This is a genomic window from Haloferula sp. A504, from assembly GCF_044385805.1.
Taxonomy (GTDB): Bacteria; Verrucomicrobiota; Verrucomicrobiia; order Verrucomicrobiales; family Akkermansiaceae; genus Haloferula.
Genome location: NZ_JBISBU010000044.1, coordinates 1 through 22,114, shown reverse-complemented (window position 1 = coordinate 22,114; position 22,114 = coordinate 1). Strand labels below are relative to the sequence as shown.

19 protein-coding genes and 2 tRNA genes are annotated in these 22,114 nt (G+C 64.0%); 18 read left to right on the top strand and 3 right to left on the bottom strand.

The features are described 5' to 3' along the window. Window positions 1–80: 80 nt before the first annotated feature. Window positions 81–446 (top strand): 6-carboxytetrahydropterin synthase QueD, encoded by a 366-nt coding sequence (queD, locus tag ACG2LG_RS17450; RefSeq protein ID WP_396261132.1) that lies wholly within the window; start codon window positions 81–83, stop codon window positions 444–446. 67 nt (window positions 447–513) lie between these two features. Here queD and ACG2LG_RS17445 read toward each other — a convergent pair whose 3' ends face one another. Continuing rightward, the gene (locus tag ACG2LG_RS17445; RefSeq protein ID WP_396261130.1) at window positions 514–1,452 is read right to left on the bottom strand and encodes a hypothetical protein; all 939 of its coding nucleotides are present in this window, start codon (window positions 1,450–1,452) and stop codon (window positions 514–516) included. Between the two features lie 128 nt (window positions 1,453–1,580). On the opposite strand from ACG2LG_RS17445, the gene ACG2LG_RS17440 reads away from it, so the two are divergent. The 5 genes from ACG2LG_RS17440 to ACG2LG_RS17420 all read left to right on the top strand — a co-directional run bounded on the left by ACG2LG_RS17440 (window position 1,581) and on the right by ACG2LG_RS17420 (window position 5,273). After that, entirely contained in the window at window positions 1,581–3,080 is a 1,500-nt protein-coding gene (locus tag ACG2LG_RS17440) for an arylsulfatase (protein WP_396261128.1), read from the top strand. 63 nt (window positions 3,081–3,143) lie between these two features. Beyond that, window positions 3,144–3,497 carry a hypothetical protein gene (locus ACG2LG_RS17435; RefSeq protein WP_396261126.1) on the top strand — a complete coding sequence of 118 codons (354 nt, stop codon included), beginning with the start codon at window positions 3,144–3,146 and terminating at the stop codon, window positions 3,495–3,497. 12 nt (window positions 3,498–3,509) lie between these two features. After that, window positions 3,510–4,373, top strand: a complete 864-nt coding sequence (locus ACG2LG_RS17430) for a hypothetical protein (RefSeq protein WP_396261124.1) — start codon at window positions 3,510–3,512, stop codon at window positions 4,371–4,373. A gap of 14 nt (window positions 4,374–4,387) precedes the next feature. After that, window positions 4,388–4,711, top strand: a complete 324-nt coding sequence (locus ACG2LG_RS17425; protein WP_396261122.1) for a hypothetical protein — start codon at window positions 4,388–4,390, stop codon at window positions 4,709–4,711. Between the two features lie 70 nt (window positions 4,712–4,781). Continuing rightward, the gene (locus tag ACG2LG_RS17420) at window positions 4,782–5,273 is read left to right on the top strand and encodes a hypothetical protein (protein WP_396261120.1); all 492 of its coding nucleotides are present in this window, start codon (window positions 4,782–4,784) and stop codon (window positions 5,271–5,273) included. 265 nt (window positions 5,274–5,538) lie between these two features. Here ACG2LG_RS17420 and ACG2LG_RS17415 read toward each other — a convergent pair whose 3' ends face one another. Together ACG2LG_RS17415 and ACG2LG_RS17410 are read right to left on the bottom strand one after the other, a co-directional pair. Further along, a complete protein-coding gene (locus ACG2LG_RS17415; protein ID WP_396261118.1) occupies window positions 5,539–6,477 on the bottom strand; it encodes an NAD-dependent epimerase/dehydratase family protein in 939 nt (312 codons plus the stop codon). Window positions 6,478–6,556: 79 nt separating this feature from the next. After that, window positions 6,557–7,843, bottom strand: coding sequence for a hypothetical protein (locus ACG2LG_RS17410; RefSeq protein ID WP_396261116.1), 1,287 nt, complete (start codon window positions 7,841–7,843; stop codon window positions 6,557–6,559). A 56-nt stretch (window positions 7,844–7,899) separates the two neighbouring features. Here ACG2LG_RS17410 and ACG2LG_RS17405 point away from each other — a divergent pair, with 56 nt between their 5' ends. The 12 genes from ACG2LG_RS17405 (at window position 7,900) to rpoC (ending at window position 21,958) form a co-directional block, all read left to right on the top strand. Continuing rightward, window positions 7,900–8,712, top strand: coding sequence for a TIGR00282 family metallophosphoesterase (locus ACG2LG_RS17405; protein ID WP_396261114.1), 813 nt, complete (start codon window positions 7,900–7,902; stop codon window positions 8,710–8,712). A 230-nt stretch (window positions 8,713–8,942) separates the two neighbouring features. Then, window positions 8,943–9,017 (top strand) — tRNA-Thr (locus ACG2LG_RS17400). A 42-nt stretch (window positions 9,018–9,059) separates the two neighbouring features. Next, window positions 9,060–10,244, top strand: a complete 1,185-nt coding sequence (tuf, locus tag ACG2LG_RS17395; RefSeq protein WP_396261112.1) for an elongation factor Tu — start codon at window positions 9,060–9,062, stop codon at window positions 10,242–10,244. A gap of 108 nt (window positions 10,245–10,352) precedes the next feature. Continuing rightward, window positions 10,353–10,428, top strand: a tRNA-Trp gene (locus ACG2LG_RS17390). A 40-nt stretch (window positions 10,429–10,468) separates the two neighbouring features. Next, on the top strand, window positions 10,469–10,705 hold the full coding sequence (locus tag ACG2LG_RS17385; protein ID WP_396261111.1) for a preprotein translocase subunit SecE: 237 nt from the start codon (window positions 10,469–10,471) through the stop codon (window positions 10,703–10,705). A gap of 15 nt (window positions 10,706–10,720) precedes the next feature. After that, a complete protein-coding gene (gene nusG / locus ACG2LG_RS17380; RefSeq protein WP_396261109.1) occupies window positions 10,721–11,290 on the top strand; it encodes a transcription termination/antitermination protein NusG in 570 nt (189 codons plus the stop codon). A 55-nt stretch (window positions 11,291–11,345) separates the two neighbouring features. Then, the gene (gene rplK, locus ACG2LG_RS17375) at window positions 11,346–11,774 is read left to right on the top strand and encodes a 50S ribosomal protein L11 (RefSeq protein ID WP_396261107.1); all 429 of its coding nucleotides are present in this window, start codon (window positions 11,346–11,348) and stop codon (window positions 11,772–11,774) included. 88 nt (window positions 11,775–11,862) lie between these two features. Beyond that, window positions 11,863–12,564 (top strand): 50S ribosomal protein L1, encoded by a 702-nt coding sequence (gene rplA, locus ACG2LG_RS17370; RefSeq protein WP_396261105.1) that lies wholly within the window; start codon window positions 11,863–11,865, stop codon window positions 12,562–12,564. A 12-nt stretch (window positions 12,565–12,576) separates the two neighbouring features. After that, entirely contained in the window at window positions 12,577–13,089 is a 513-nt protein-coding gene (gene rplJ, locus ACG2LG_RS17365; RefSeq protein ID WP_396261103.1) for a 50S ribosomal protein L10, read from the top strand. A gap of 130 nt (window positions 13,090–13,219) precedes the next feature. After that, a complete protein-coding gene (gene rplL, locus ACG2LG_RS17360) occupies window positions 13,220–13,600 on the top strand; it encodes a 50S ribosomal protein L7/L12 (RefSeq protein WP_396261102.1) in 381 nt (126 codons plus the stop codon). A gap of 191 nt (window positions 13,601–13,791) precedes the next feature. Next, window positions 13,792–17,739 carry a DNA-directed RNA polymerase subunit beta gene (rpoB, locus tag ACG2LG_RS17355; RefSeq protein WP_396261100.1) on the top strand — a complete coding sequence of 1,316 codons (3,948 nt, stop codon included), beginning with the start codon at window positions 13,792–13,794 and terminating at the stop codon, window positions 17,737–17,739. Window positions 17,740–17,779: 40 nt separating this feature from the next. Beyond that, window positions 17,780–21,958, top strand: coding sequence for a DNA-directed RNA polymerase subunit beta' (gene rpoC, locus ACG2LG_RS17350; protein ID WP_396261098.1), 4,179 nt, complete (start codon window positions 17,780–17,782; stop codon window positions 21,956–21,958). Window positions 21,959–22,114 lie beyond the last annotated feature (156 nt).

The window sequence follows — 22,114 nt, the reverse complement described above, 5'->3', positions numbered from 1 at the left end:
GGGTGGGCGTGGCGGTGGGCAAGCACCGAGCGACCGCGGGGCTTGCGATGGGCCGGGGTGGCTGTCAGCGTGTCGACGCGATGCGCGCGAGACTGAGCAAGGAGTTCACCTTCGAGGCGGCCCACACACTGCCGACCCTGCCGGAGGACCACAAGTGCCGGCAGATGCACGGCCATACCTTCCGGCTGAAGATCACGGTCGAGGGAGAGGTCGATGAGTCGATCGGCTGGGTTTACGATCACAAGCGGATCTCGGATGCGATGAAGCCGCATCTCGATCGGCTCGACCACGCGTACTTGAATGACATCGAGGGCCTCGAAAGCCCGACGATCGAGCGTCTGGCCGCATGGTTTTGGCGCAAGCTCGAGGGGGACCTTCCCGGCCTTGCCGAGATCGAGATCTACGAGACGCCGATTTCGAGCTGCGTCTTCCGCGGGGAGTTCTGAGGTGGGGGCGAGCGTTCCGCCCGTCCACTGGCATGGCTTGCCGGTCGGTCCTGAGCCCCGACCCTGCCTACTCCTCGCCCTCGCGGGCGCGGCGTTGCTGCTCGAGGATCGGGCCGAGGTTGCCCATGCCTTCCATGACCTGCTTGAAGCCGGTGGTCATCTGGCGGGTCGAGCGGATCGCCTCGTCGGCGGATTCGAGGGACATCACCGGCATCTGGGTGATGTCGGTGCGGCTTGGCGGGTCGTCGTTCCCGCCCTCTTCCTCGCGGGACGCCTGCGCCTGCTGAAAGGCGGTGGCCTGTTCCGGATCGAGAATGGCCTGGAAGCCGGAGCGGAACGCCTCGTCCTCCATCGGGCTGCCGCCGCGGAAATTGTTGCGGTCGAGCGGGTTGATGATGTCGCCGAGGGCGTCGGCATTGGCCTGCTGGAGCGCGGCGTAGTCGGCCTCGCTGAGTTCCTCGCGGGAGCGGGCGTCGCCGGCCAGCAGCATCCGCATCAGCGGCACCGGGTCCTCGCGGAGTTGCGTGACGGCATCCTTGGTCCGCTGGAGTTCCCGCTGCCGGTGGTCGGCCAAGAGGGCCTCGGCCTGCTCCTTCTGCGCGTCCGTGAGCTCGATCTCGGTGCCCCGGAGGATCCGCCGCATCTGCCAGTCGCCGCGGCCCCAGTCCGGGCCTGAACCGCTGGCCACCATCTCGCCCATCCCGATCACGTCGTCGAGCAGGCCGACCACATTTTCGGAGACGTTGCGGGCGAGCTTGGTGCGGGCGTCGCCATATTCTTCGACCAGTTCGCGATCATCGCTTTTCCGCTCGGTGCGGGGTGCGGCCTTGGCGGCGCCGTTCGGCTGGAAGCCCCCTTGTGTCCCGGCACTCGAGCCGTCGCGCGGGGGCGGAGTGCTTCCGGAAGCGTTCTTTCCGGCTTCACCGCCACGTTGGGTCATGGCGATGGCGATGACCCCCGCGACGAGGACGAGGACGGCGGCGATCAGGATCGGAGTGCGTTTCATGGGTGGGAGAGAGGTGCTTGTATCAGGGATACGCGGGTTGATGGCGGAAGGTTACCTCACGAACGTCGGTGCCCTCGAAATATCGATGATGGACGGGTCCGGTTCAAGCCGCCTATTGATTCAGCGTCATGAGGACAGCCATTTTGCTGATTTGTGCCGCGTTTTTCGAATTTGCCCCGGCGGCTGAGCGTCCCAACGTGGTCTTTATTCTGGCCGACGACCTCGGCTACGGCGAGCTCGGCTGCTACGGGCAGGAAAAGATCCCGACGCCGAACATCGATCGGCTGGCGGTCGAGGGGACCCGCTTCACGAGGCACTACAGCGGAGCTCCGGTCTGTGCGCCGTCGCGCTGCGTGCTGCTGACCGGCAAGCACCTGGGTCGTGCCGAAATTCGTGGGAATCGTCAGGCAAAGGTCGCATTTCCCGAATTCAAGGAAGGTCAGCACCCGATTTCGGCGGGTGCCCTGACGATCGCCGAGGTCTTCCGCGATGCCGGCTACGCCACCGCCGCGATGGGCAAATGGGGCCTGGGTCCGGTCGGCAGCACCGGGGATCCGAACGACCAGGGCTTCGACCTGTTCTTCGGCTACAACTGCCAGGCGGTCGCCCATAGTTTCTTTCCGCGCTACCTGTGGCGCAACCGGGAGCGGGTGGAGATCAACAAGAAGCCGGTGCCCGGACACCTCAAGAAGCCCGAGGGCGAGGTGAAGCTCGAGGACTACCAGGGCGAGCGGTATGCTCCGTATCTCATGATCGAGGAGGCGGAGAAGTGGATCGCCGATCACAAGGACCGGCCGTTTTTTCTCTATCTGCCCTTCATCGAGCCGCATGTCGCGATGCACCCGCCGGTGGAGGCGGTCGAGCGGTTCCCGGAAGATTGGGATGACGAGGTCTATCGCGGCCAGTGTGGCTATCTTCCCCATCCGCGTCCGCGGGCAGGCTATGCGGCGATGATCCACGACCTCGACCGCTACGTCGGCCGGGTCATGGCGGCGCTGGAGAAGGCGGGTGTGGCGGACGAAACCATCGTCGTCTTCACCTCGGACAACGGAACCACCCACGAAGGGGCCAAGGGCACGCATTTCCACATCGGCGGGGTGGATGCCACTTTTTTCGACAGCACGCTCGACCTGCGGAGCTACAAGGGTAGCGTCTACGAGGGAGGGCTGCGGGTGCCGATGATCGTCCGCTATCCGGGCGAGGTGAAGGCCGGTGCGGTGAGCGATGCGCCGGGCTACTTCGCCGATTGGTTTCCGACGCTGTGTGAGGCGGCGGGTCTTGATGCGCCCGATGACCTCGACGGCGAATCGCTATGGCCGGTGATCACGGGCGGGAAGACGCCCCCGGCGCGCAAGCCGATGGTCTGGACCTTCGCCGGTTACGGCGGGCAGTGTGCGGTGATGATGGGAAACATGAAGGCCATCCGCCTGGGGCTCAGTCGGAAGAAGCCCGGGGAGTGGCAACTTTACGATGTGGTGGCCGATCGGGGGGAGACGAAGGACCTTGCGGAGGAACAGCCCGAATGGATCCGCAAGGCGGAGCAGATCCTTGGCGAACAGATGATCGAGAACCCGGTGTTTCCGCTGCGAATGCCGGGGGGTGGTGCGGTCGAGGAAAAGAGACGTTGATCCGCGGACCTCGCTTGAAACCTCGCCGGTGCTGGCGTTGAGTGGAAGGGAAAGGGAAAGACCATGGACAAGATTATCGATGACAAACGGGCCGCCGACCTGCTTTCGCGGGTGCGCGACGACATTTCGAGCCTGCAACACGACGTGAAGCACCTCGTCACCCATGCGGGCCGGCACACGCTTCCCGATGCGCTCCGCAACAGTCGCGACTATGCCCGGGAAGGGGTTGAGCGGGCGGGAAAAATCGCCCGCGAACATCCTGCGGGTGTTTCGCTCGGGGGTGTGCTTTTGCTCGGGGCCGTGGCCGCCGGCATTTGGCTGGTGCTCAAGGGAGACTGCTGTGGCTCGGCCGCTCGAGGGGAGAACGAATCGACCGTCATGCCTCCGGGTCCGCCCGAAGATCATCCCGGCATCTAGGATGCGGTCGGGATGGGCCGGAGAATCACAACGCTCGCCATCGCAGCACTCCTGGTCGCCCACTTGGCCGGGGCTTCCGAAGGCGATGCAATCCCGGGGGAACCGGACCTCGTGACGCCCGAAATGACCGGCGGAACACCTGCCGCCGGATGTCGGGTGCGTCAACAGGCCCCCGAATACGAGGGAACCGGGGTTTACCACGCACTCTACCTTCCGATCGACTGGAAGCCGGGCGGGACATATCCGGTGATGGTCGAATACACCGGCAACCGCCATCCGGCGAGCGGATCGACCGGCGAGGTGAAGGACGCCAACCTTGGCTACGGCCTGACCGGCGGGAAGGGCTTCATCTGGGTATCGATGCCCTACATCGAGAAGGGCGGGAAACGTAATGCGCTGCAGTGGTGGGGTGACCGTCAGGCGACGATCGACTACGGCAAGGTGAACCTCCCGAGGATCTGCCGGGAGTTCGGCGGCGACCCGAAGCAGGTCTGGCTCTGCGGGTTCTCGCGGGGGGCGATCGCGACCAGCTACATCGGTCTCGCGGATGATGAGATCGCGGGATTCTGGAAAGGGCTGATCGCGCATGACCATTTCGATGGGGAGAGGCTGTGGGGCTATCCGGAGGACGACCGGGAATCGGCATTGAAGCGATTGGCGCGCATCAAGGGCCGCCCGGTGCTGGTGACCGGCATCGGCAACGACTTTCTTCGAGAACATCTCGAAATGGCCGACTTCACCTTCCTCAAGCCTCCGGTCGCCGAAATCTTCGAGATCCCCGAGGGCAAGGTGGTCCATCCGCACACCGATCGCTGGATGCACCGCCAGAGCCGCTGGCGGCGGGAGGCCCGGGAGTGGCTGGCGGCGCGGGAATAGGTAAGGCTTGCCGAATGAACCCCTACGAGACACCGAAGGCCGCACCGTCATCCCTGGATGGCCGTATCGACGGCTGCCGGGTCTGTGGTGGTCGGCGGATTTCTCACGTCGATCGGCGTTTTCCCAAGATGTCGATGAGCCGGATGCTGCTCTACGGATGGGTGGTCCGGATCTTCCTGTATGGCTTCGGGGCTGTGTTTGATCAGTGCGAGGATTGTGGTGACCGGCTCTTTAACAAGCCCACGACTTCAGCGGTGGCCGCGATGCTCATGACTTTCGCGGTTGTCGGCGGGCTGCCGGTGATTCTTTTCAGCGTGTTGGTCCTGTTCTTTGGGTGAGCCACGGCGGGACTGAGGGGGCTTGGTTCGGTCTTTCCGATTCCTGGTCGTTCGACTAGGTTGTCGACCGATGAAAATCTGTGTGGTTTCCAATCTGCTTGCCGCTGTCGCCCTAGCCGTGACCGCCCATGCCACGGAAGATGGTCTGACCCTGGTGCCCCAGCCGCTCGACACGCTGCAGGGCGAGATAGCGGTGGTGGAGGTGCCGTTCATCATCGGCAAGGCGCTTCCGGATACGGCTTTCCATGCCATCGGACTGCCATACGTGCCGCCCTCGGTTTCATTCAATGAACAGGGCAACATCAACCTGGCGAGCGTCGCCGGGATCAAGGTGAATCCGTTCTTCGATTCCGGGCGGAAGTACCGGATCGAATTGGACTACGGCGAGGTCGAGCAGGAACACCAGACCGAGGAACTGCTCGAGGCGGTCCTCGAGTGCGTTTACAAGGTCGCCGAGGCCGATGACGGCTACTTGGTCGACGTGAAGATCACCAACCTCAAGGCGGAGTCGCCGCTTCACAAGGCACTCAAGCGGATCACGGAGGAGATGAAAAAGCAATGAACCCGATACCAAAGGCATGATCGAGCGCTTGGTTAGAATTTATACTGCGCTCGCCTCCGTTTCGATCGCGGCCCTTTTGTGGTGGACCCAGGTCATGGAGCGTCGGGAGTTCGATGAATGGGCCAAGGAAGCTGCTGAATCTGGGATGAAGGTCAGCTACGACGGTGGATGGCCGCGGCCCCTGTGCATTGTTCTGGCGGTTGGAATCGCCGTGGGGTGCGTGTTTCTCCGATCCGAGAAAACGGGTCCGGATGAATAAACGTGGCTAGCCGAGGCTCGCGGCGACGCTTTCCGCCGCCTTCAGGAAATCCGGGTGCCGGGGTTCCCAGCCTGCGGCCCGGAGTTTGGCGTTGGAGACCTGCTTGTGGGTCCAGCCGCGTTTGCGGTTGAGGTCGCGGGGGACGCTCGGGGGCAGCGGGCGATCGAAGAGTTCCGCCAAGGCCGTGAAGGTGTCGAGCTGGCTGCGCGGGTGGGAGTCGGCGACGTTGTAGAGTCCGCCGGGCAGGGAAGTGGTCGCCGCGTGCAGGATGGCGCTGGCGGCGTCGTCGCGGTGGATCTGGTTGAGGAAGCGCCGACCGTCCTCCTCGAGGGTCGATTCGCCGGCGAGGAACTTCTTCAGGATCACACTACGGTGCGGGCCGTAGATGCCGGCGAGGCGGAAGACGATTCCGTCATGCGACAGGACGAGGTCCTCGGTCTCGCGCAGGAGGTGGCCGGTCTCGCGGTCGGGCTGGGCGGGACTTTCCTCGGTGACCACGCGGCCGTCGGTCTGGCCATAGACCGAGGTGGAGGAGGTGAAGAGCAACGGAACGCCGGGGAAGGCTTCAAGCAGGTGGCGGCAGCCGTCGAGATAGACGTGGCGGTAGGCCTCGGCCCCGCCGCGGCCGGAGGACGCGCAGTGAACGATGAAGTCGGGCGCGGGAATGGCGGCGGCGAGCCGGTGGATGTCTTCCCGGGAGGAGAGGTCGGCGGTGAGTGAGGAGAGGTTTGAGCGGCGGGCCGCCGCTTCCACCGCCTGCGGCGAGCCGCCGCAGCCACTGCCCCGGTTGATGGCGGTGACTTGCCAGCCGGCGGCGAGGAAATCGCGGGTGGTGGCCTGGCCGACGTAACCGTGGCCGCAGAGCAGAAGGTGGGATGGAGTGCCGGGTGCCAAGGGATCGGGGATCAGTGGTTTTGTGGCGGGATCTCGTTGAGGGTATGCCATGCGGCCGGGCGACAAAGTCCTTTTCCACCGCCCGCGACCGCGGCCAGGCCGGCCGGCTTGAATCGGAGCATGGTCTCTCCTACTCGATGGGCCGCGCCGCCCGGTAGTACTCGGCGAGTCCCGCCGCGACCGAGTCGGCATACTCGCGGAAGATCGACGGCTGGTCCTTGCCCGCGACCTTTCGGGTTCCCTTGTAGTCGCCCGCCTGGATGCGTGGATAGTCGAGGGTCGAGTTCATCACGTAGGGCTCGAGAAAGACCACCGGGCATTGGTAGAGTCGGTTGGCGAGCAGGTTGCGGGCCCAGATGTAGGGGTTGCTGTCGATGTTGAGCGCGCGTTTCGAGTTGATCTCGTAGAGGTAGGGCGGCAGGCGGGTGTCGTTCGCGAAACGGCTGGCAATGGCGCCGGCGAGCGCGACTTCCTCGTCGTGGATGCCCTCGACGATCTTGCGGACGGCGTGATGGCGTTGATCGGCGAGGGCGATTTCCCCGTCGGTGTAGGCGCCGTTGACGAGCAGGTGGAAATGGTGGCGGTCGACCAGCGTCGGATCCTCGGGGTTGCCCCAGCCTTCGGCGTTGAAGTGGAGGCAGAGGACGAGGTCGGGCTTGAGTTCGTCGTTGACCTTTTCCGCCCGGGCCCGGATTTCCGCCGTGCGGTAGAAGAGGCGCTCGGCGAGCTGCTGGGGCGAGTCCGGCTGGATCTCCCGGGCGGCGTCCATCAGCGATTCGGGCCGGTAGTCGGTGACTGGTTCGAGCTGGTCCCGGACGAGGGAGACGTCGGCGCCGAGGGCCTCGAGGCGGGGCCGGAGCAGCTTCGCCACGAGCAGGGTCATGTCTCCTTCCTGAACCGGAGGGTCCTCGCCGACCTGAAACCAGCGTTCCTCGATTTTCGCCCAGCGGCCACCGATGTGGCCGGGGTCGATGGCGATGTGGACGTCCTCGAGGGGGCGTTCGGCGGTGGCCGGGTCCAACTCCGAGGCGGTGCGCCAGCTTCGGGAGGGAGTTTGGGTCAGGGATTTCTCCGCGAAGCGCAGACGGTAGCGCTCGTCATCGACGCCGGTTTCGATCAGCACGTCCTTTTCCCCGATGTGGAACCAGTCGCGCCACGACGAGGTGACGGTGAAGACCGATTCGAGTTGGTCGACGAAGTTCTCGCGGGAAATGGTGGATTGCCAGGGATCGAGTTCGCTCCAATCGGGCGGGGAGGCGAGGCTCGACAGGGCGGGGTGGTCGCCGAGCGGCTGGTCGATCGGGATGCCGGGGCCGGATGCCGGCGGAGAGTCCGTTTTCTGCACATACCACCACGTCAGGCCGCCCGCGATGGCGGCCACCAGCGCGAGGGGAATGATGGATCGTGCGGCCTTCATCGGGAATTTGCTTGGCGGGAGGGGCGCTCGGGGCTCCGATGACCTAGCGAAGCGGCATGGAACCCTTGCGAATTCTTTTTCTCGGAGATGTGGTCGGTGAACCCGGGCGCCGGGCGGTTATCGAACAACTGCCCGCGCTGCGCAAGGAGCTGTCGCTGGATTTCATCGTGGTCAATGGCGAGAATGCCGCGGGCGGGCGGGGGATCACGCCGAAGATCGCCATCGACCTGCTGCGCGCCGGCGCGGCGGTGATCACCACCGGCGACCACGTCTGGGACCAGCAGGAGATCGTCGATTACTTCCCGACCGAGCCGCGTCTGCTGCGGCCGATCAACTACCCGGAAGGCACACCCGGTGCCGGATCCGTGGTCCTCGAGACGCCGAAAGGCGAGGTCGCGGTGATCCATGCCCAGGGCCGGACCTTCATCCAGCCGCCGCTGGAAAACCCTTTCCTGCTGGTCGAAGCGGAGATCGGCAGGCTCCAGGAGCGGGGCGTGCGGATGATTTTCGTCGATTTCCACGCCGAAACGACCAGCGAAAAGATCGCCATGGCCCATGCCCTCGACGGCTCGGCGTCCCTGATCGCCGGAACCCACACCCATGTGCAGACCGCCGACGAGCGGATCCTTCCCGGCGGGACCGGGGCGCTGACCGATGCGGGCATGTGCGGTCCGGAGCATTCGGTGCTCGGCCGGGCGGTGGATTCCGTCGTCTGGCGTTTCCGGACCGGCATGCCGACCCGCTTCCCCGTCGCCAAGGGAGCCGTCCGCCTCTGCGGGGTGATCGGCGACCTCGATCCGGCCAGCGGGCGGTGCCTTTCGATCGAGCGTTTTTCGCGCCGGATCGAAGCGGCGGAAGAGGGTTCCTGATAACGGCTCCGGAGAGGGCGTTCCCGCAGGTCCGGAAAGTCCGGAAAGCCCCAAAAATCAGGGATTCCGAGCAAAAGTGCACAAGGCCCATATTTTTTTTGACAGGGTGGTCGGCTTCAGTAAGAGTCCGCCCGCTTTTCCCGGGGGGCCTAACTCGGAATTCCGTTGTCGCCAGATCTTGCGACACGGGGTGATGATGGGTCTGCCGGGTTTCGCATCAAAGCCGACAAGCTTGTGTAGCTCAGGGGTAGAGCACACCCTTGGTAAGGGTGAGGTCGTGGGTTCAATTCCCACCACAAGCTCCAGCGGTACAAGTAAAGATCAGCAGTCCAAAGCAAACCACCACCATGGCCAAAGAAGCATTCGAGCGCAACAAGCCCCACGTCAACGTCGGGACCATCGGTCACGTCGACCACGGCAAGACCACTCTCACCGCAGCAATCACCAGTACCCTCGCAGAGACCGGCGGCGCGATCGCCAAGGCCTACGACGAAATTGATGGTGCCCCCGAGGAGAAGGAACGCGGCATCACGATTTCCACCGCCCACGTGGAATATGAGACCGAGAACCGCCACTACGCCCACGTCGACTGCCCCGGGCACGCCGACTACGTGAAGAACATGATCACCGGTGCCGCCCAGATGGACGGAGCGATCCTCGTGGTTTCCGCGGCGGATGGTCCGATGCCCCAGACCCGTGAGCACATCCTGCTCGCCCGTCAGGTGGGTGTCCCGGCGCTTGTGGTGTTCATGAACAAGACCGATCAGGTCGACGACGAGGAACTCCTCGAGCTCGTCGAGATGGAAGTCCGCGACCTCCTCTCCACCTACGAATTCCCCGGCGACGAGATTCCGATCGTCAAGGGTTCCGCCCTCAAGGCCCTCGAAGGCGACGCCGACCAGAAGGCCAACATCCTCAAGCTGATGGAAGCGGTGGACTCCTACATCCCCGAGCCCGAGCGCCCGATCGACCAGCCCTTCCTGATGCCCGTCGAGGACGTGTTCTCGATCGAGGGCCGCGGCACCGTCTGCACCGGCCGGGTCGAGCGCGGCATCGTCAAGAAGATGGAGGAAGTCGAGATCATCGGCATCCGCGACACCCAGAAGACGACCGTCACCGACATCGAAATGTTCCGCAAGCTCCTCGACGAGGGACGCGCGGGTGACAACGTCGGCCTGCTCATCCGTGGTCTCAAGAAGACCGATGTCGAGCGTGGCCAGGTGATCGCCAAGCCGGGTTCCGTCACTCCCCACAAGAAGTTCCAGTGCGAGATCTACGTCCTGTCGAAGGACGAGGGCGGCCGTCACACGCCGTTCTTCTCGAACTATCGCCCCCAGTTCTACTTCCGCACGACGGACGTGACCGGTTCCATCAAGCTGCCCGACGGCGTCGAGATGGTCATGCCCGGTGACAACGTCACGCTTGAGGTCGAGCTGATCACCCCGATCGCGATGGAGAAGGCCATGCGCTTCGCCATCCGTGAAGGTGGCCGCACCGTGGGTGCCGGCCGGGTTGCCGATATCCTTGACTGATCCAGCTTCGGGACGTCATCTTGCCGGTCCTCCGGCAAGCGGCCCAATTCTCGGGGCACTCTGGGATTCTCCCGGGGTGCCCCGCCATCGCCTCAACCGGGAAAAAATACGGCAGTAGCTCAATTGGTAGAGCATCGGTCTCCAAAACCGAGGGTTGCGGGTTCGAGTCCCTCCTGCCGTGCCATTCCCTCCGACCGTCTCTCCCCACCAGTATTCAAGTATCCATGTTCGCGAAAGTCTCCCGCTTCATCGGCGAGGTCAAAGGTGAGCTCCGCAAGGCCAACTGGCCCTGGGAGTCGGACCCCAAGATCAAGGGGTTCCGCAAGTTCAAGGAGCTTGTCGATTCCACCGTCGTCGTGCTGATCGCCACGGTCCTGCTTGCGGGCTTCGTCGCGCTGTGGGACATCGTGCACGCTCAGGTCGTCTTCTTCCTCACCAGCCTCGGCGGCATCGGCCGCTGAGCTTCCTTCTTTGTCATGCCCGTCATTCCGCCACCCGAAAAACAGTGGTACGTCGTCCACGTTCTCTCCGGTCAGGAGCAGAAGGTGCGCGATCGCATCAAGCGCCAGGCCGAAGCCGAGGAACTCGGTGACCGCATCTTCGAGGTGCTCGTGCCGATGGAAATGGTTTCGGAAATCCGGGGCGGCAAGAAGACCGAGACGAAGAAGAAATTCTTCCCCGGCTACATCATCGTCAACATGAACCTCCTCACGGAGGACAACCAGCTCGTCGAGGAGACCTGGTATTTCATCAAGGAGATGGAAGGTGTGATCGGCTTCGCCGGCACCAAGGACCGGCCGATTCCGATGCGCCAGCGCGAGGTGGACGCCATGCTTTCCCAGATCGCCGAGCGCGAGGAAAGCGCCCGCCCGGCCATCAGCTTCGAGGTCGGCGACACCGTCAAGGTGGCCGACGGCCCCTTCCAGAGCCAGACCGGCGTGGTCGAGGAGATCGACCCGGAGAAGGGCAAGCTCCGTGTCTCCGTCACCATCTTCGGTCGCGCGACACCGGTCGAACTCGAGTACTGGCAGGTCGAACGCGACTGACCCCCGGTTTCAGCATTTCAGAGTTTCAGTATTTCAGCATTTACCAAACACATCCATGGCCAAGGAAATCACCAACGTCATCAAGCTCCAGATTCCGGCTGGAGGCGCCAATCCGTCCCCTCCCGTCGGCCCCGCCCTCGGTCAGGCCGGTGTGAACATCATGGGCTTCTGCAAGGAGTTCAACGCCGCCACCCAGGCCCAGCAGGGCGAAGTGCTGCCGTGCATCATCACCGTCTTCAAGGACAAGAGCTTCACCTTCATCACCAAGAAGCCGCCGGCGGCGAACCTTCTCAAGAAGGCGGCCGGCATCGCTTCGGGTTCCGGTGAACCGAACAAAAAGTCGGTCGGCAAGATTTCCAAGGCCAAGCTGATGGAAGTCGTCGAGATCAAGATGGACGACCTCAACACCAGCGATCCGGAGGCCGCCGCCCGCATTCTTGCCGGCACGGCGCGCCAGATGGGCCTCGAAATCGAAGGCATGTAAGACTTTCGCGGTCCGGCTCCGCCGGATCCCCCGAAAACCGCAGGAGGGTTCCGCCCGGAATCCGTTCGCACTGCAACCCCAACCAGAAATGGCCAAACAACGCAGCAAACGATACCAGAAAGCCGCCGCCCTCGTGGAGGGCGGCAAGACCTACGGTCTGGATGAGGCTGTCGCTGCCGTGAAGAAATTCCCGGCACCGAAGTTCGACCCGACCGTCACCGTTTCCTTCCACCTCGGCGTGGACCCGCGCAAGAGCGACCAGATGGTCCGCGGTTCGGTTTCCCTGCCCCACGGCACCGGCAAGAACGTCCGCGTCGCCGTCTTCGCCGCAGGCGCCGCCGCCGATGCGGCCACGCAGGCCGGCGCCGAGCACGTCGGCTTCGAGGAACTGATCAAGAAGGTTCAGGAGGGCTTCACCGATTTCGACGTCGCCATCGCCACTCCCGAGGCGATGACCGAGGTCCGCAAGATCGCCCGGGTCCTCGGACCCCGCGGCCTGATGCCGAACCCCAAGACCGGCACCGTGACCGACGACACCGCCAAGGCGGTCAAGGAAGTCAAGGCCGGCCGGATCGACTACAAGCTCGACAAGAACGGCAACATCGCCGGGGCTGTCGGCCGCGCGTCGTTCGAGGACAAGGCGCTCGTTGAGAATGCCCAGGCATTCATCGACAGCGTGATCAAGGCCAAGCCGCCCGCGGCCAAGGGCAACTTCATCCGCAGCGTCACGGTGACCGCGGCCATGAGCCCGGGCGTGCCGATCGAATCCAACGTTTTCGCCACCATCTAATCCACTGCCGCCATGAATCCCGACAAGAAGATCATCATCGACGAGCTGCTCGAACGGGTGAACTCCTCGCCCTTCGTGCTGGTGGTGGAATACACCGGCATGACCGTGCCGGAGTTCTCCGAACTCCGCACCCGCCTCGCCGCCACCGGTGCCGAGTGCCACGTCGCCAAGAACACCTACATGAAGAAGGCCCTGACCGAGGCCGGCCTGCCCGATCCCGGCGAATCGCTGGTCGGCCAGACCGCCTTCGTCACCGGCGAGGCCGACGTGGCCGCCGCCGCCAAGGTCCTCAAGTCCTTCGAGAAGGAGTTCAAGAAGCCGGCGATCAAGCTCGGCATCCTCGACGGGGACATCCTCGACGAAGAGCAGGTCAAGGCGATTGCCGAGCTTCCGGCCCGCGAGGTGCTGCTGGCGACCCTGCTTTCCACAATCAACGCCCCCGCTTCCCAGCTGGTGCGCACCCTCAACGAACCCGCTTCGTCTCTCGCCCGGGTCATCCAGGCGAAATTCAAATCGGAAGACTGAACAATCTGAACGGACGGTGCCGCCTCTCCGGGTGGCGCCCGAACACACAATGGTTCCTCGTCGTCCCGTGGCCACGGGATGAAATGGTGGGAGGCTTCCCGCCGCGACGATACCGAACAGGAGAAAAACAATGGCTGATATTGCTGCAATTGCTGAAGAACTCGGAAAGCTTACCGTTCTGGAAGCTGCCGAACTCGTGAAAAAACTGGAAGAGGAGTGGGGCGTTTCCGCCGCTGCTCCGGTGGCTGCTGTCGCGGCCGGCCCTGCGGCCGGTCCTGCCGAAGCCGCTGAAGAGAAGACCGACTTCGACGTCGTGCTGGCTGAAGCTGGCGGCAACAAGATTGCCGTCATCAAGGCCGTGCGCGAAGTGGTTCCCGGTCTGGGTCTCGCCGACGCCAAGAAGTTGGTCGAAGCAGCTCCTTCCACCCTCGTCGAAGGCGCCGCCAAGGACGCTGCCGAAGAGGCCAAGAAGAAGCTCGAAGAGGCCGGCGCCAAGGTCGAACTCAAGTAAGACCGCACGGATTCGTGGTTCCGGAGATGCCCCGAGGGGCGCCTCCGGGGCCCATCCGGCACCGGCGGAAGCGTTCGGCACCGACGAACGTTTCCGCCGATTCCGGAAGCCCGCTCCACTCCCTGAAATTCTAACCGCCCGGCCGTTGATTCGGTCCGGGCTCAAACCGCACTCCGCACCACCACCACATCATGGCCCAACGTCTCCAATTCGGGAAAATCGAGGAAGTGATCGATGCTCCGAACCTCATCGAGGTTCAAAGCCGATCCTATGAGGATTTCCTTCAGAAAGAAGTCGCCGCAGGTGACCGTACCGACACCGGTCTTCAGGCCGTCTTCCGCGAGGTCTTCCCGATCAAGAGCTACGACGAAGCCATCGAGCTCGACTTCGTTGCCTACGACATCGAGGAGCCGAAGATCACTTCGCTCGAAGCCCTCCGCCAGGGCGAGAGTTTCTCGGCCGCCCTCTACGTGACCTTCAAGCTCAAGGACGAGACCGGCGTCAAGAAGGAGCGCGTCTACATGGGCGAGCTGCCGATGATGACCCGCCGCGGCACCTTCATCATCAACGGTGCCGAGCGCGTGATCGTCTCGCAGCTGCACCGCTCGCCGGGCATCTGTTTCGAGACCTCCCAGCACCTCAACGGCAAGACCCTCCACAGCTTCCGCATCATTCCCGACCGCGGCTCGTGGCTTGAAGTGCAGTTCGACACCAACGACCTGCTCTACGTCTACCTCGACCGCCGCCGTCGCCGCCGCAAGTTCCTGGCGACCACCTTCCTCCGCGCCCTCGGCTACCCGACCGACCGCGATATCGCCACCAACTTCTACAACGTCCAGAAGCTGAAGCTGAAGGACGAGATGGACGAGCAGGAGCTGGGTCACCTGGTCCCCTTCGAGGACATCCTCGACGGCGAGGTGATCGTCGCCCGCGCCTATGAGCCTCTCACCGTCGCCATCATCAAGCAGCTCCTGGCCCTCGGCCAGAAGCAGATCGAGGTGATCGACGGTCGCGAGGACGAAATCCTTCTGAAGTCGCTCCGCAAGGACCCGGCCCACGACGAGGACAGCGCCCTCAAGGACATTTACCGCAAGCTGCGTCCCGGGGATCCGCCGACGGCTTCGAATGCCCGCGCGCTCCTCAAGCGCCTGTTCTTCGACCCGAAGAAGTACGACCTCACCCGCGTCGGCCGCTACAAGATCAACAGCAAGCTCGAGATCGGCGTCGATTCCGACGAGCGCATCATGGTCTCCGAGGACTTCCTCGCCGCAACCAAGTATCTCCTCCGCCTCAAGAAGGGCGAGGGCGTGATCGACGACATCGACCACCTCGGTTCCCGCCGCGTGCGCGCCGTGGGTGAACTCCTCGCCAACCAGTGCCGCGTGGGTCTCGCCCGCACCGAGCGCCTGGTGAAGGAGCGGATGACCCTCTTCGATGTGAACATCGAGGGCATGACGCCGCAGAAGCTCATCAACCCGAAGGCCCTCTCGGCCGTCGTCCGCGACTTCTTCGGTCGCTCCCAGCTCTCTCAGTTCATGGACCAGACCAACCCTCTGGCCGAACTGACCCACAAGCGCCGCCTCTCGGCCCTCGGGCCGGGTGGTCTGAACCGCGACCGCGCGGGCTTCGAGGTGCGCGACGTCCACCCGTCCCACTACGGCCGGATCTGCCCGATCGAGACCCCGGAAGGTCCGAACATCGGCCTGATCAACTCGATGTGCACCTACGCGCGCATCAACGAGTTCGGCTTCATCGAGACGCCCTACCGGCGCGTCAAGAAGGGCAAGTGCAGCAACGAGATCGAGTATCTCACCGCCGACCAGGAGGAGAAGTTCCTCATCGCCCAGGCCAACAACCCGATCGACAAGACCGGCAAGTTCCTCAACGAGAAGGTCACCGCGCGTGAAGCCGGCGGCGAGTTCATCGAGGTCGACCCGACCGAGGTCGACTACATGGACGTCTCGCCGAAGCAGCTGGTTTCCGTGGCCGCCGGCCTGATTCCCTTCCTCGAGCACGACGACGCCAACCGCGCGCTGATGGGCTCGAACATGCAGCGCCAGGGGGTGCCGCTTCTCGTGTCCGAGTCGCCGCTGGTCGGCACCGGCCTCGAGGGCAAGACGGCTCGCGACTCGCGCGCCGTGGTCGTGGCCGAGGCCGACGGCATCGTCGCCGCCGCCACCGCGGAGATCGTCATCACCACCGAGGATGGCAGCCTGCCGGTTGCCGACGAGAAGTTCCTTTCCGATCCCGAGTCGGTGAAGACCAACGTCAAGAAGGGAATCTTCGCCTACCCGCTGCGCAAGTTCATGCGCTCCAACGCCGGCACCTGCATCAACCAGAAGCCGATCGTTGCCAGGGGCCAGAAGATCAAGAAGGGCGACGTGCTCGCCGACGGCCCCAACACCGAGCAGGGCGAGCTCGCCCTCGGCCGCAACGTGCTGGTCGCCTTCATGCCGTGGAACGGCTACAACTTCGAGGACGCCATCGTCATTTCCGAAAAGGTGGTAAAGGAGGACATCTACACCTCCATCCACATCTCCGAGTTCGAGGTCGCCGCCCGCGACACCAAGCTCGGCCCCGAGGAAATCACCCGCGACATCCCCAACGTCGGCGAGGAGGCCCTCAAGAACCTCGACCACGACGGGATCGTCCGCATCGGTGCCGAGGTGAAGCCCGGCGACATCTTGATCGGGAAGATCACTCCGAAGTCGGAGACCGAACTCGCCCCTGAGGAGCGGCTGCTGCGCGCCATCTTCGGTGAAAAGGCCGCCGACGTGAAGGACACCTCGCTGCGCGTGCCCTCGGGCTGCACCGGCATCGTCCAGGAAATCCGCGTGTCGCAGAGCGGCATGCCCCGCAAGAAGGCGGAGAAGATCGATCCGGCCGAGCTCAAGAAGCAGCTCAAGAAGATCAACGACGAGCACAAGAAGAAGTCGGACAAGCTGACCGACGACCTGACCGAGAAGCTCTCGGACATCCTGCTCGGCGAGAAGATCCCGCTCGACGTGGTCAACGCCCAGACCGGCGAGATCATCATCCCGGCCAACCGCAAGATCACCAAGACGCTGCTGCGCAAGCTGGCCAGCGTCCACGACCACATCGAGATCGACCCCTCGCCGATCCGCAACAAGATCCTCGAGATCGTCGGCTCCTTCGAGGGCCGCTTCAACGAGCTCGACACCGAGCGCGAGCGCAAGCTCGACCAGCTCGAGTCCGGCGACGAGGTCGACCCGGGCGTGATCAAGGAGGTGAAGGTTTTCGTCGCCGCCAAGCGCAAGCTTTCGGTGGGTGACAAGATGGCCGGTCGCCACGGCAACAAGGGCGTGGTCGCGACCATCGTTCCCGAGGAGGACATGCCCTTCCTCGACGACGGCACTCCGGTCGACATCTGCCTCAACCCGCTCGGTGTGCCGAGCCGGATGAACGTCGGCCAGGTGCTTGAGACGCACCTCGGGGTCGCCGCCAAGGCGCTCGGCTTCAAGGTGGCCACCCCGATCTTCGACGGCATCCCGGAGAGCAAGATCTGGGAATACATGTCCGAGGCCAAGAAGGTCGACGGCGTGAACGTCATCGGCGACGGCAGCCAGAAGGCGCGTGCCCGGAAGAAGACCGACGAGGAGACCGCCGGCTACACCTGGATCGGCGACAACAAGGACGGATCGATCGGCGGCAAGTCGACCCTCTACGACGGACGCACCGGCGAGGCCTTCCACCAGCCGGTCGTCGTCGGGTACATCTACATGCTGAAGCTTGGTCACCTGGTGGCCGACAAGATCCACGCCCGGGCCGTCGGTCCCTACTCGCTCGTCACCCAGCAGCCGCTCGGTGGCAAGGCGCAGTATGGCGGCCAGCGCTTCGGGGAGATGGAGGTCTGGGCCCTCGAGGCCTACGGCGCCGCCTACACCCTGCAGGAGCTCCTCACGGTCAAGTCGGACGACGTCCAGGGCCGCACCCGGATCTACGAAGCCATCGTCAAGGGGGACAACAACCTGGAGGCCGGCACGCCCGAATCCTTCAACGTCCTCATCAAGGAAATGCAATCCCTCGGACTCGACGTCCGTCCCGGCAAGCTCGGTTCCGAACTCGGTGCCGTTCCGAAGGATGGCGACGACTTCGATCTCGACGACCTGACCCTCTAATCGCCCGCAACCCCGACCCAACTTACGAGAATTATCCATCATGAGCGTTGATACCAATCTCCGCGAGCTCTTCGGAGTCGACGAGCGTCCCGACACCTTCGATCAGGTGTCCATCACCGTGGCGTCCCCGGATGTCATCCGGTCCTGGTCCAAGGGCGAGGTCAAGAACCCCGAGACCATCAACTACCGGACCTTCAAGCCCGAGAAGGGCGGCCTGTTCTGCGAGCGGATCTTCGGACCCACCCGCGACTGGGAGTGCGCCTGCGGCAAGTACAAGCGCATCAAGCACAAGGGTGTCGTCTGCGACCGTTGCGGCGTGGAGGTGACCCTGAGCCGCGTGCGTCGCGAGCGCATGGGCCACATCGAACTGGCCGTGCCGGTTTCGCACATCTGGTTCTACAAGTGCATGCCCTCTCGCATCGGCCTGGTGCTCGACATCAGCGCCCGGCAGCTTGAGCGCGTGATCTACTACGAGGACTACATCGTCACCGAGCCGGCCAACACGCCGCTTGAACGCGGCCAGCTCCTCACCGAATCCGAGCTTCGCGAGGCCGAGGACACCTACGGCGAGGAGAGCTTCCGCGCCGGCATGGGTGCCGAGGCGCTGCAGGATCTTCTCGGCCAGGTCGACCTGGTCGAGTTGCAGAAGCAGCTCGAGGAGGAGCTTGAAGCGACCCGCTCGAAGCAGAACAAGAAGAAGCTTTCGAAGCGACTCAAGATCACCCAGGGATTTGCCGGATCGAAGTCCCGCCCCGAGTGGATGATCATGACGGTGCTGCCGGTGATCCCGCCGGACCTGCGCCCGCTGGTGCCTCTTGAAGGAGGTCGTTTCGCGACCTCCGACCTCAACGACCTGTACCGCCGCGTCATCAACCGCAACAACCGCCTCAAGAACCTGCTCCAGCTCAAGACGCCGGAGGTGATCATCCGAAATGAAAAGCGGATGCTTCAGGAGGCGGTCGATGCGCTCTTCGACAACGGCCGTCACGGCCGCGCCGTGACCGGTGCCGGCAACCGCCCGCTGAAGTCGCTCTCCGACATGCTCAAGGGCAAGGGAGGCCGCTTCCGCCAGAACCTGCTCGGCAAGCGTGTCGATTACTCGGGCCGCTCGGTGATCGTCATCGGCCCCGACCTCAAGCTCAACCAGTGCGGTCTTCCCAAGAAGATGGCGCTGACCCTGTTCGAGCCCTTCATCATCCGCCGCCTCAAGGAGCTCGGCTACTGCCACACGGTCCGCTCGGCGAAGAAGATGATCGACCGCAAGACCACCGAGGTCTGGGACATCCTCGCCGAGGTGACCAAGGGCCACCCGGTGATGCTCAACCGCGCGCCCACGCTGCACCGCCTCTCGATCCAGGCCTTCGAGCCGAAGCTGATCGAGGGTTCGGCGATCCGCGTCCACCCGCTCGTCTGCACCGCCTACAACGCGGACTTCGACGGGGACCAGATGGCCGTCCACGTGCCGCTCTCGGTCGAGGCCCAGATGGAGGCGCGCCAGCTGATGCTTGCGCCGAACAACATCTTCTCGCCGGCATCCGGTCGTCCGATCACCACGCCGTCGCAGGACATCATCCTGGGCTCCTACTACCTGACCTGGGCGCCGCTGCGGACCCAGAAGGAGAAGGAGAGCGGGGACCACCTGCCGCTGTTCGAGAACTCCTCGGAGGTCGAGTACGGGATCGCATCCCGTGGCAAGGACGGCAAGAGCAAGCTCGGCTACCACAAGTGGATCCGCCTCCGCAATCCGGACTACGGCAAGGACACCGTGTTCGGCGACAAGGAGAGCAAGATCATCGAGACCACGCCCGGCCGTGTCCGTTTCAACGAGATCTGGCCGGAAGGTCTCGGTTTCATCAACATGACGGTCGGCAAGAAGCAGATGGGGGACGTCATCTGGCGTTGCTACCAGGTTGCGGGTCAGGCCGGAACCGTCGAGACCCTCGACGAACTCAAGGGCCTTGGTTTCCGCGAGGCCAGCCGGTCCGGCACTTCGATCGGGATCATCGACATGGTCATCCCGGAAGAGAAGCCGAAGGTCATCGCCGATGCCTACACCCAGGTCGAGAAGGTCACCAAGCAGTATCGCAACGGCGTCATCACCGACGGCGAGCGCTACCAGAAGGTCGTCGACATCTGGACGCAGGCCACCGACACCATCGCCTCGGCGCTCTACCGCAAGCTCGAGCACAACGACGGCAAGGGCATCAGCCCGCTGTTCATGATGGTTGACTCCGGCGCCCGGGGCAACAAGTCGCAGATCAAGCAGCTTTCGGGCATGCGGGGTCTGATGGCCAAGCCCTCCGGCGAGATCATCGAACGTCCGATCACCTCGAACTTCCGCGAAGGTCTTTCGGTGCTCGAATACTTCATCTCCACGCACGGCGCCCGGAAGGGTCTGGCCGACACCGCGCTCAAGACGGCGGACTCGGGTTACATGACCCGCAAGCTGGTCGACGTGGCGCAGGACGTGATCGTGACGCAGCACGACTGCGAAACGGTCAATGGCATCCTGGTGCAGCCGATCTACGACGGCGACGAGGAAGCCGCCTCGCTGGCGACCCGCATCTACGGCCGCGTTTCCTGCGAGACGGTCAAGGATCCGGTTTCCGGAGAGGTCATCGTCAAGACCGACGATCTCATCGATGAGGTCAAGGCGGCCGCGATCGAGCGGATCGGCTATGAGAAGCTGAAGATCCGCTCGGTGCTCACCTGCGAGTCGGAGCGCGGCTGCTGCGCCAAGTGCTACGGCCTCAACCTGGCCACCGGCAACGAGGTGAAGATCGGCGAAGCGGTCGGCATCATCGCCGCGCAGTCGATCGGTGAGCCCGGCACCCAGCTGACGATGCGGACCTTCCACGTCGGCGGTGTCGCGACCTCGGCCTTCAAACAGCCCATCATCAAGGCGCGTCACTCCGGCCGGGTCGTTTACAAGGACCTCCGCGTGGTCGAGTCGGTCGACGGCAAGTGGGTTGTGCTCAACAAGAACGGCTCGCTGTCGATCCGCGACAAGGACGGTCTCGAGCTCGAAAGCCACAACATCGTCATCGGATCCGAGATCGAGATCAAGGATGGTGACGACGTCAAGAAGGGCGCCACGGTCGCGACCTGGGATCCCTACAACGTGCCGATCATCACCGAGAAGGCCGGCAAGGTGGAATTCCGCGACATGATCTCGGGCATCACCGTCCAGTCGGAGACCGACAAGGAAACCGGCAAGAAAGGCATGGTGGTCACCGAGCACAAGGAGGATCTCCACCCGCAGGTGGTCATTTCCGATCCGAAGTCGGGCGACGTGTGCGCCAGCTATTCGATCCCGGTGGGTGCGCACCTGTCGGTGACCGAGAACACCGAGGTCGGCGCCGGCACGCAGCTGGCGAAGACGCCGCGCAAGGTGGCCCGCACCAAGGACATCACCGGCGGTCTGCCGCGGGTGGCGGAGCTTTTCGAAGCCCGCAAGCCCAAGGATGCCTGTGTGATCGCCAAGATCGACGGCGAGATTTCCTTCGGCGGCACCGTCCGCGGCAAGAAGAAGGTCATCGCGACCGATCCGGAAAGCGGCGAGCACGTCGACCACCTGGTGCCGATGGGTCGCCACATCATCGTGACCGAGGGCGACCTCGTGAAGCGGGGCGACCAGATCACCGAGGGGCCGGTCTCGCCGGAAGACCTGCTCGAGGCCTGCGGCGCGCAGGAACTCCAGGAGCACCTCGTCAACGAGGTCCAGTCGGTCTATCGCGTGCAGGGCGTTGAAATCAACGACAAGCACATCGAGATCATCATCCGCCAGATGCTCCGCAAGGTGAAGGTCACCGACCCGGGCGACGCCGACCAGTTCCTCTGGGGTGATCAGGTCGATCGCACGACCTTCAACCAGGTGAACGACGAGATCATCGCCAACGGCGGCAAGCCGGCGGAGGCCGAGCCCGTGCTGCTCGGCATCACCAAGGCCTCGCTGGAAACCGACTCGTTCATCTCGGCGGCGTCCTTCCAGGACACCACCCGGGTGCTCACCGAGGCGGCCACGCTCGGCAAGATCGACTACCTCAGCGGCTTCAAGGAGAACGTGATCATGGGTCACCTGATCCCGGCCGGCACCGGCTTCGACCGCCACCGCGAGAGCGAGATCGAGTTCACGGTTGAAGAGCCCGAGCCGATCATCGAAGAGCCCGGGGCCGAAGACGACGAGGAAACCGCACCGACCGGTGTGGAGACCGCCTGACCGGTCGTCGAATCCATTCCAAAGCCCGGTTTCGCAATACGCGGGACCGGGCTTTTTTGGGGTCCGCCCCGTACGGACCGCGAGCTTGAGAGGCTGTCGGGAAACGCGGAGCTTTTTGGATGAGGCCTTGGCGGGTAGTTTTTGGCATGGCGCAAT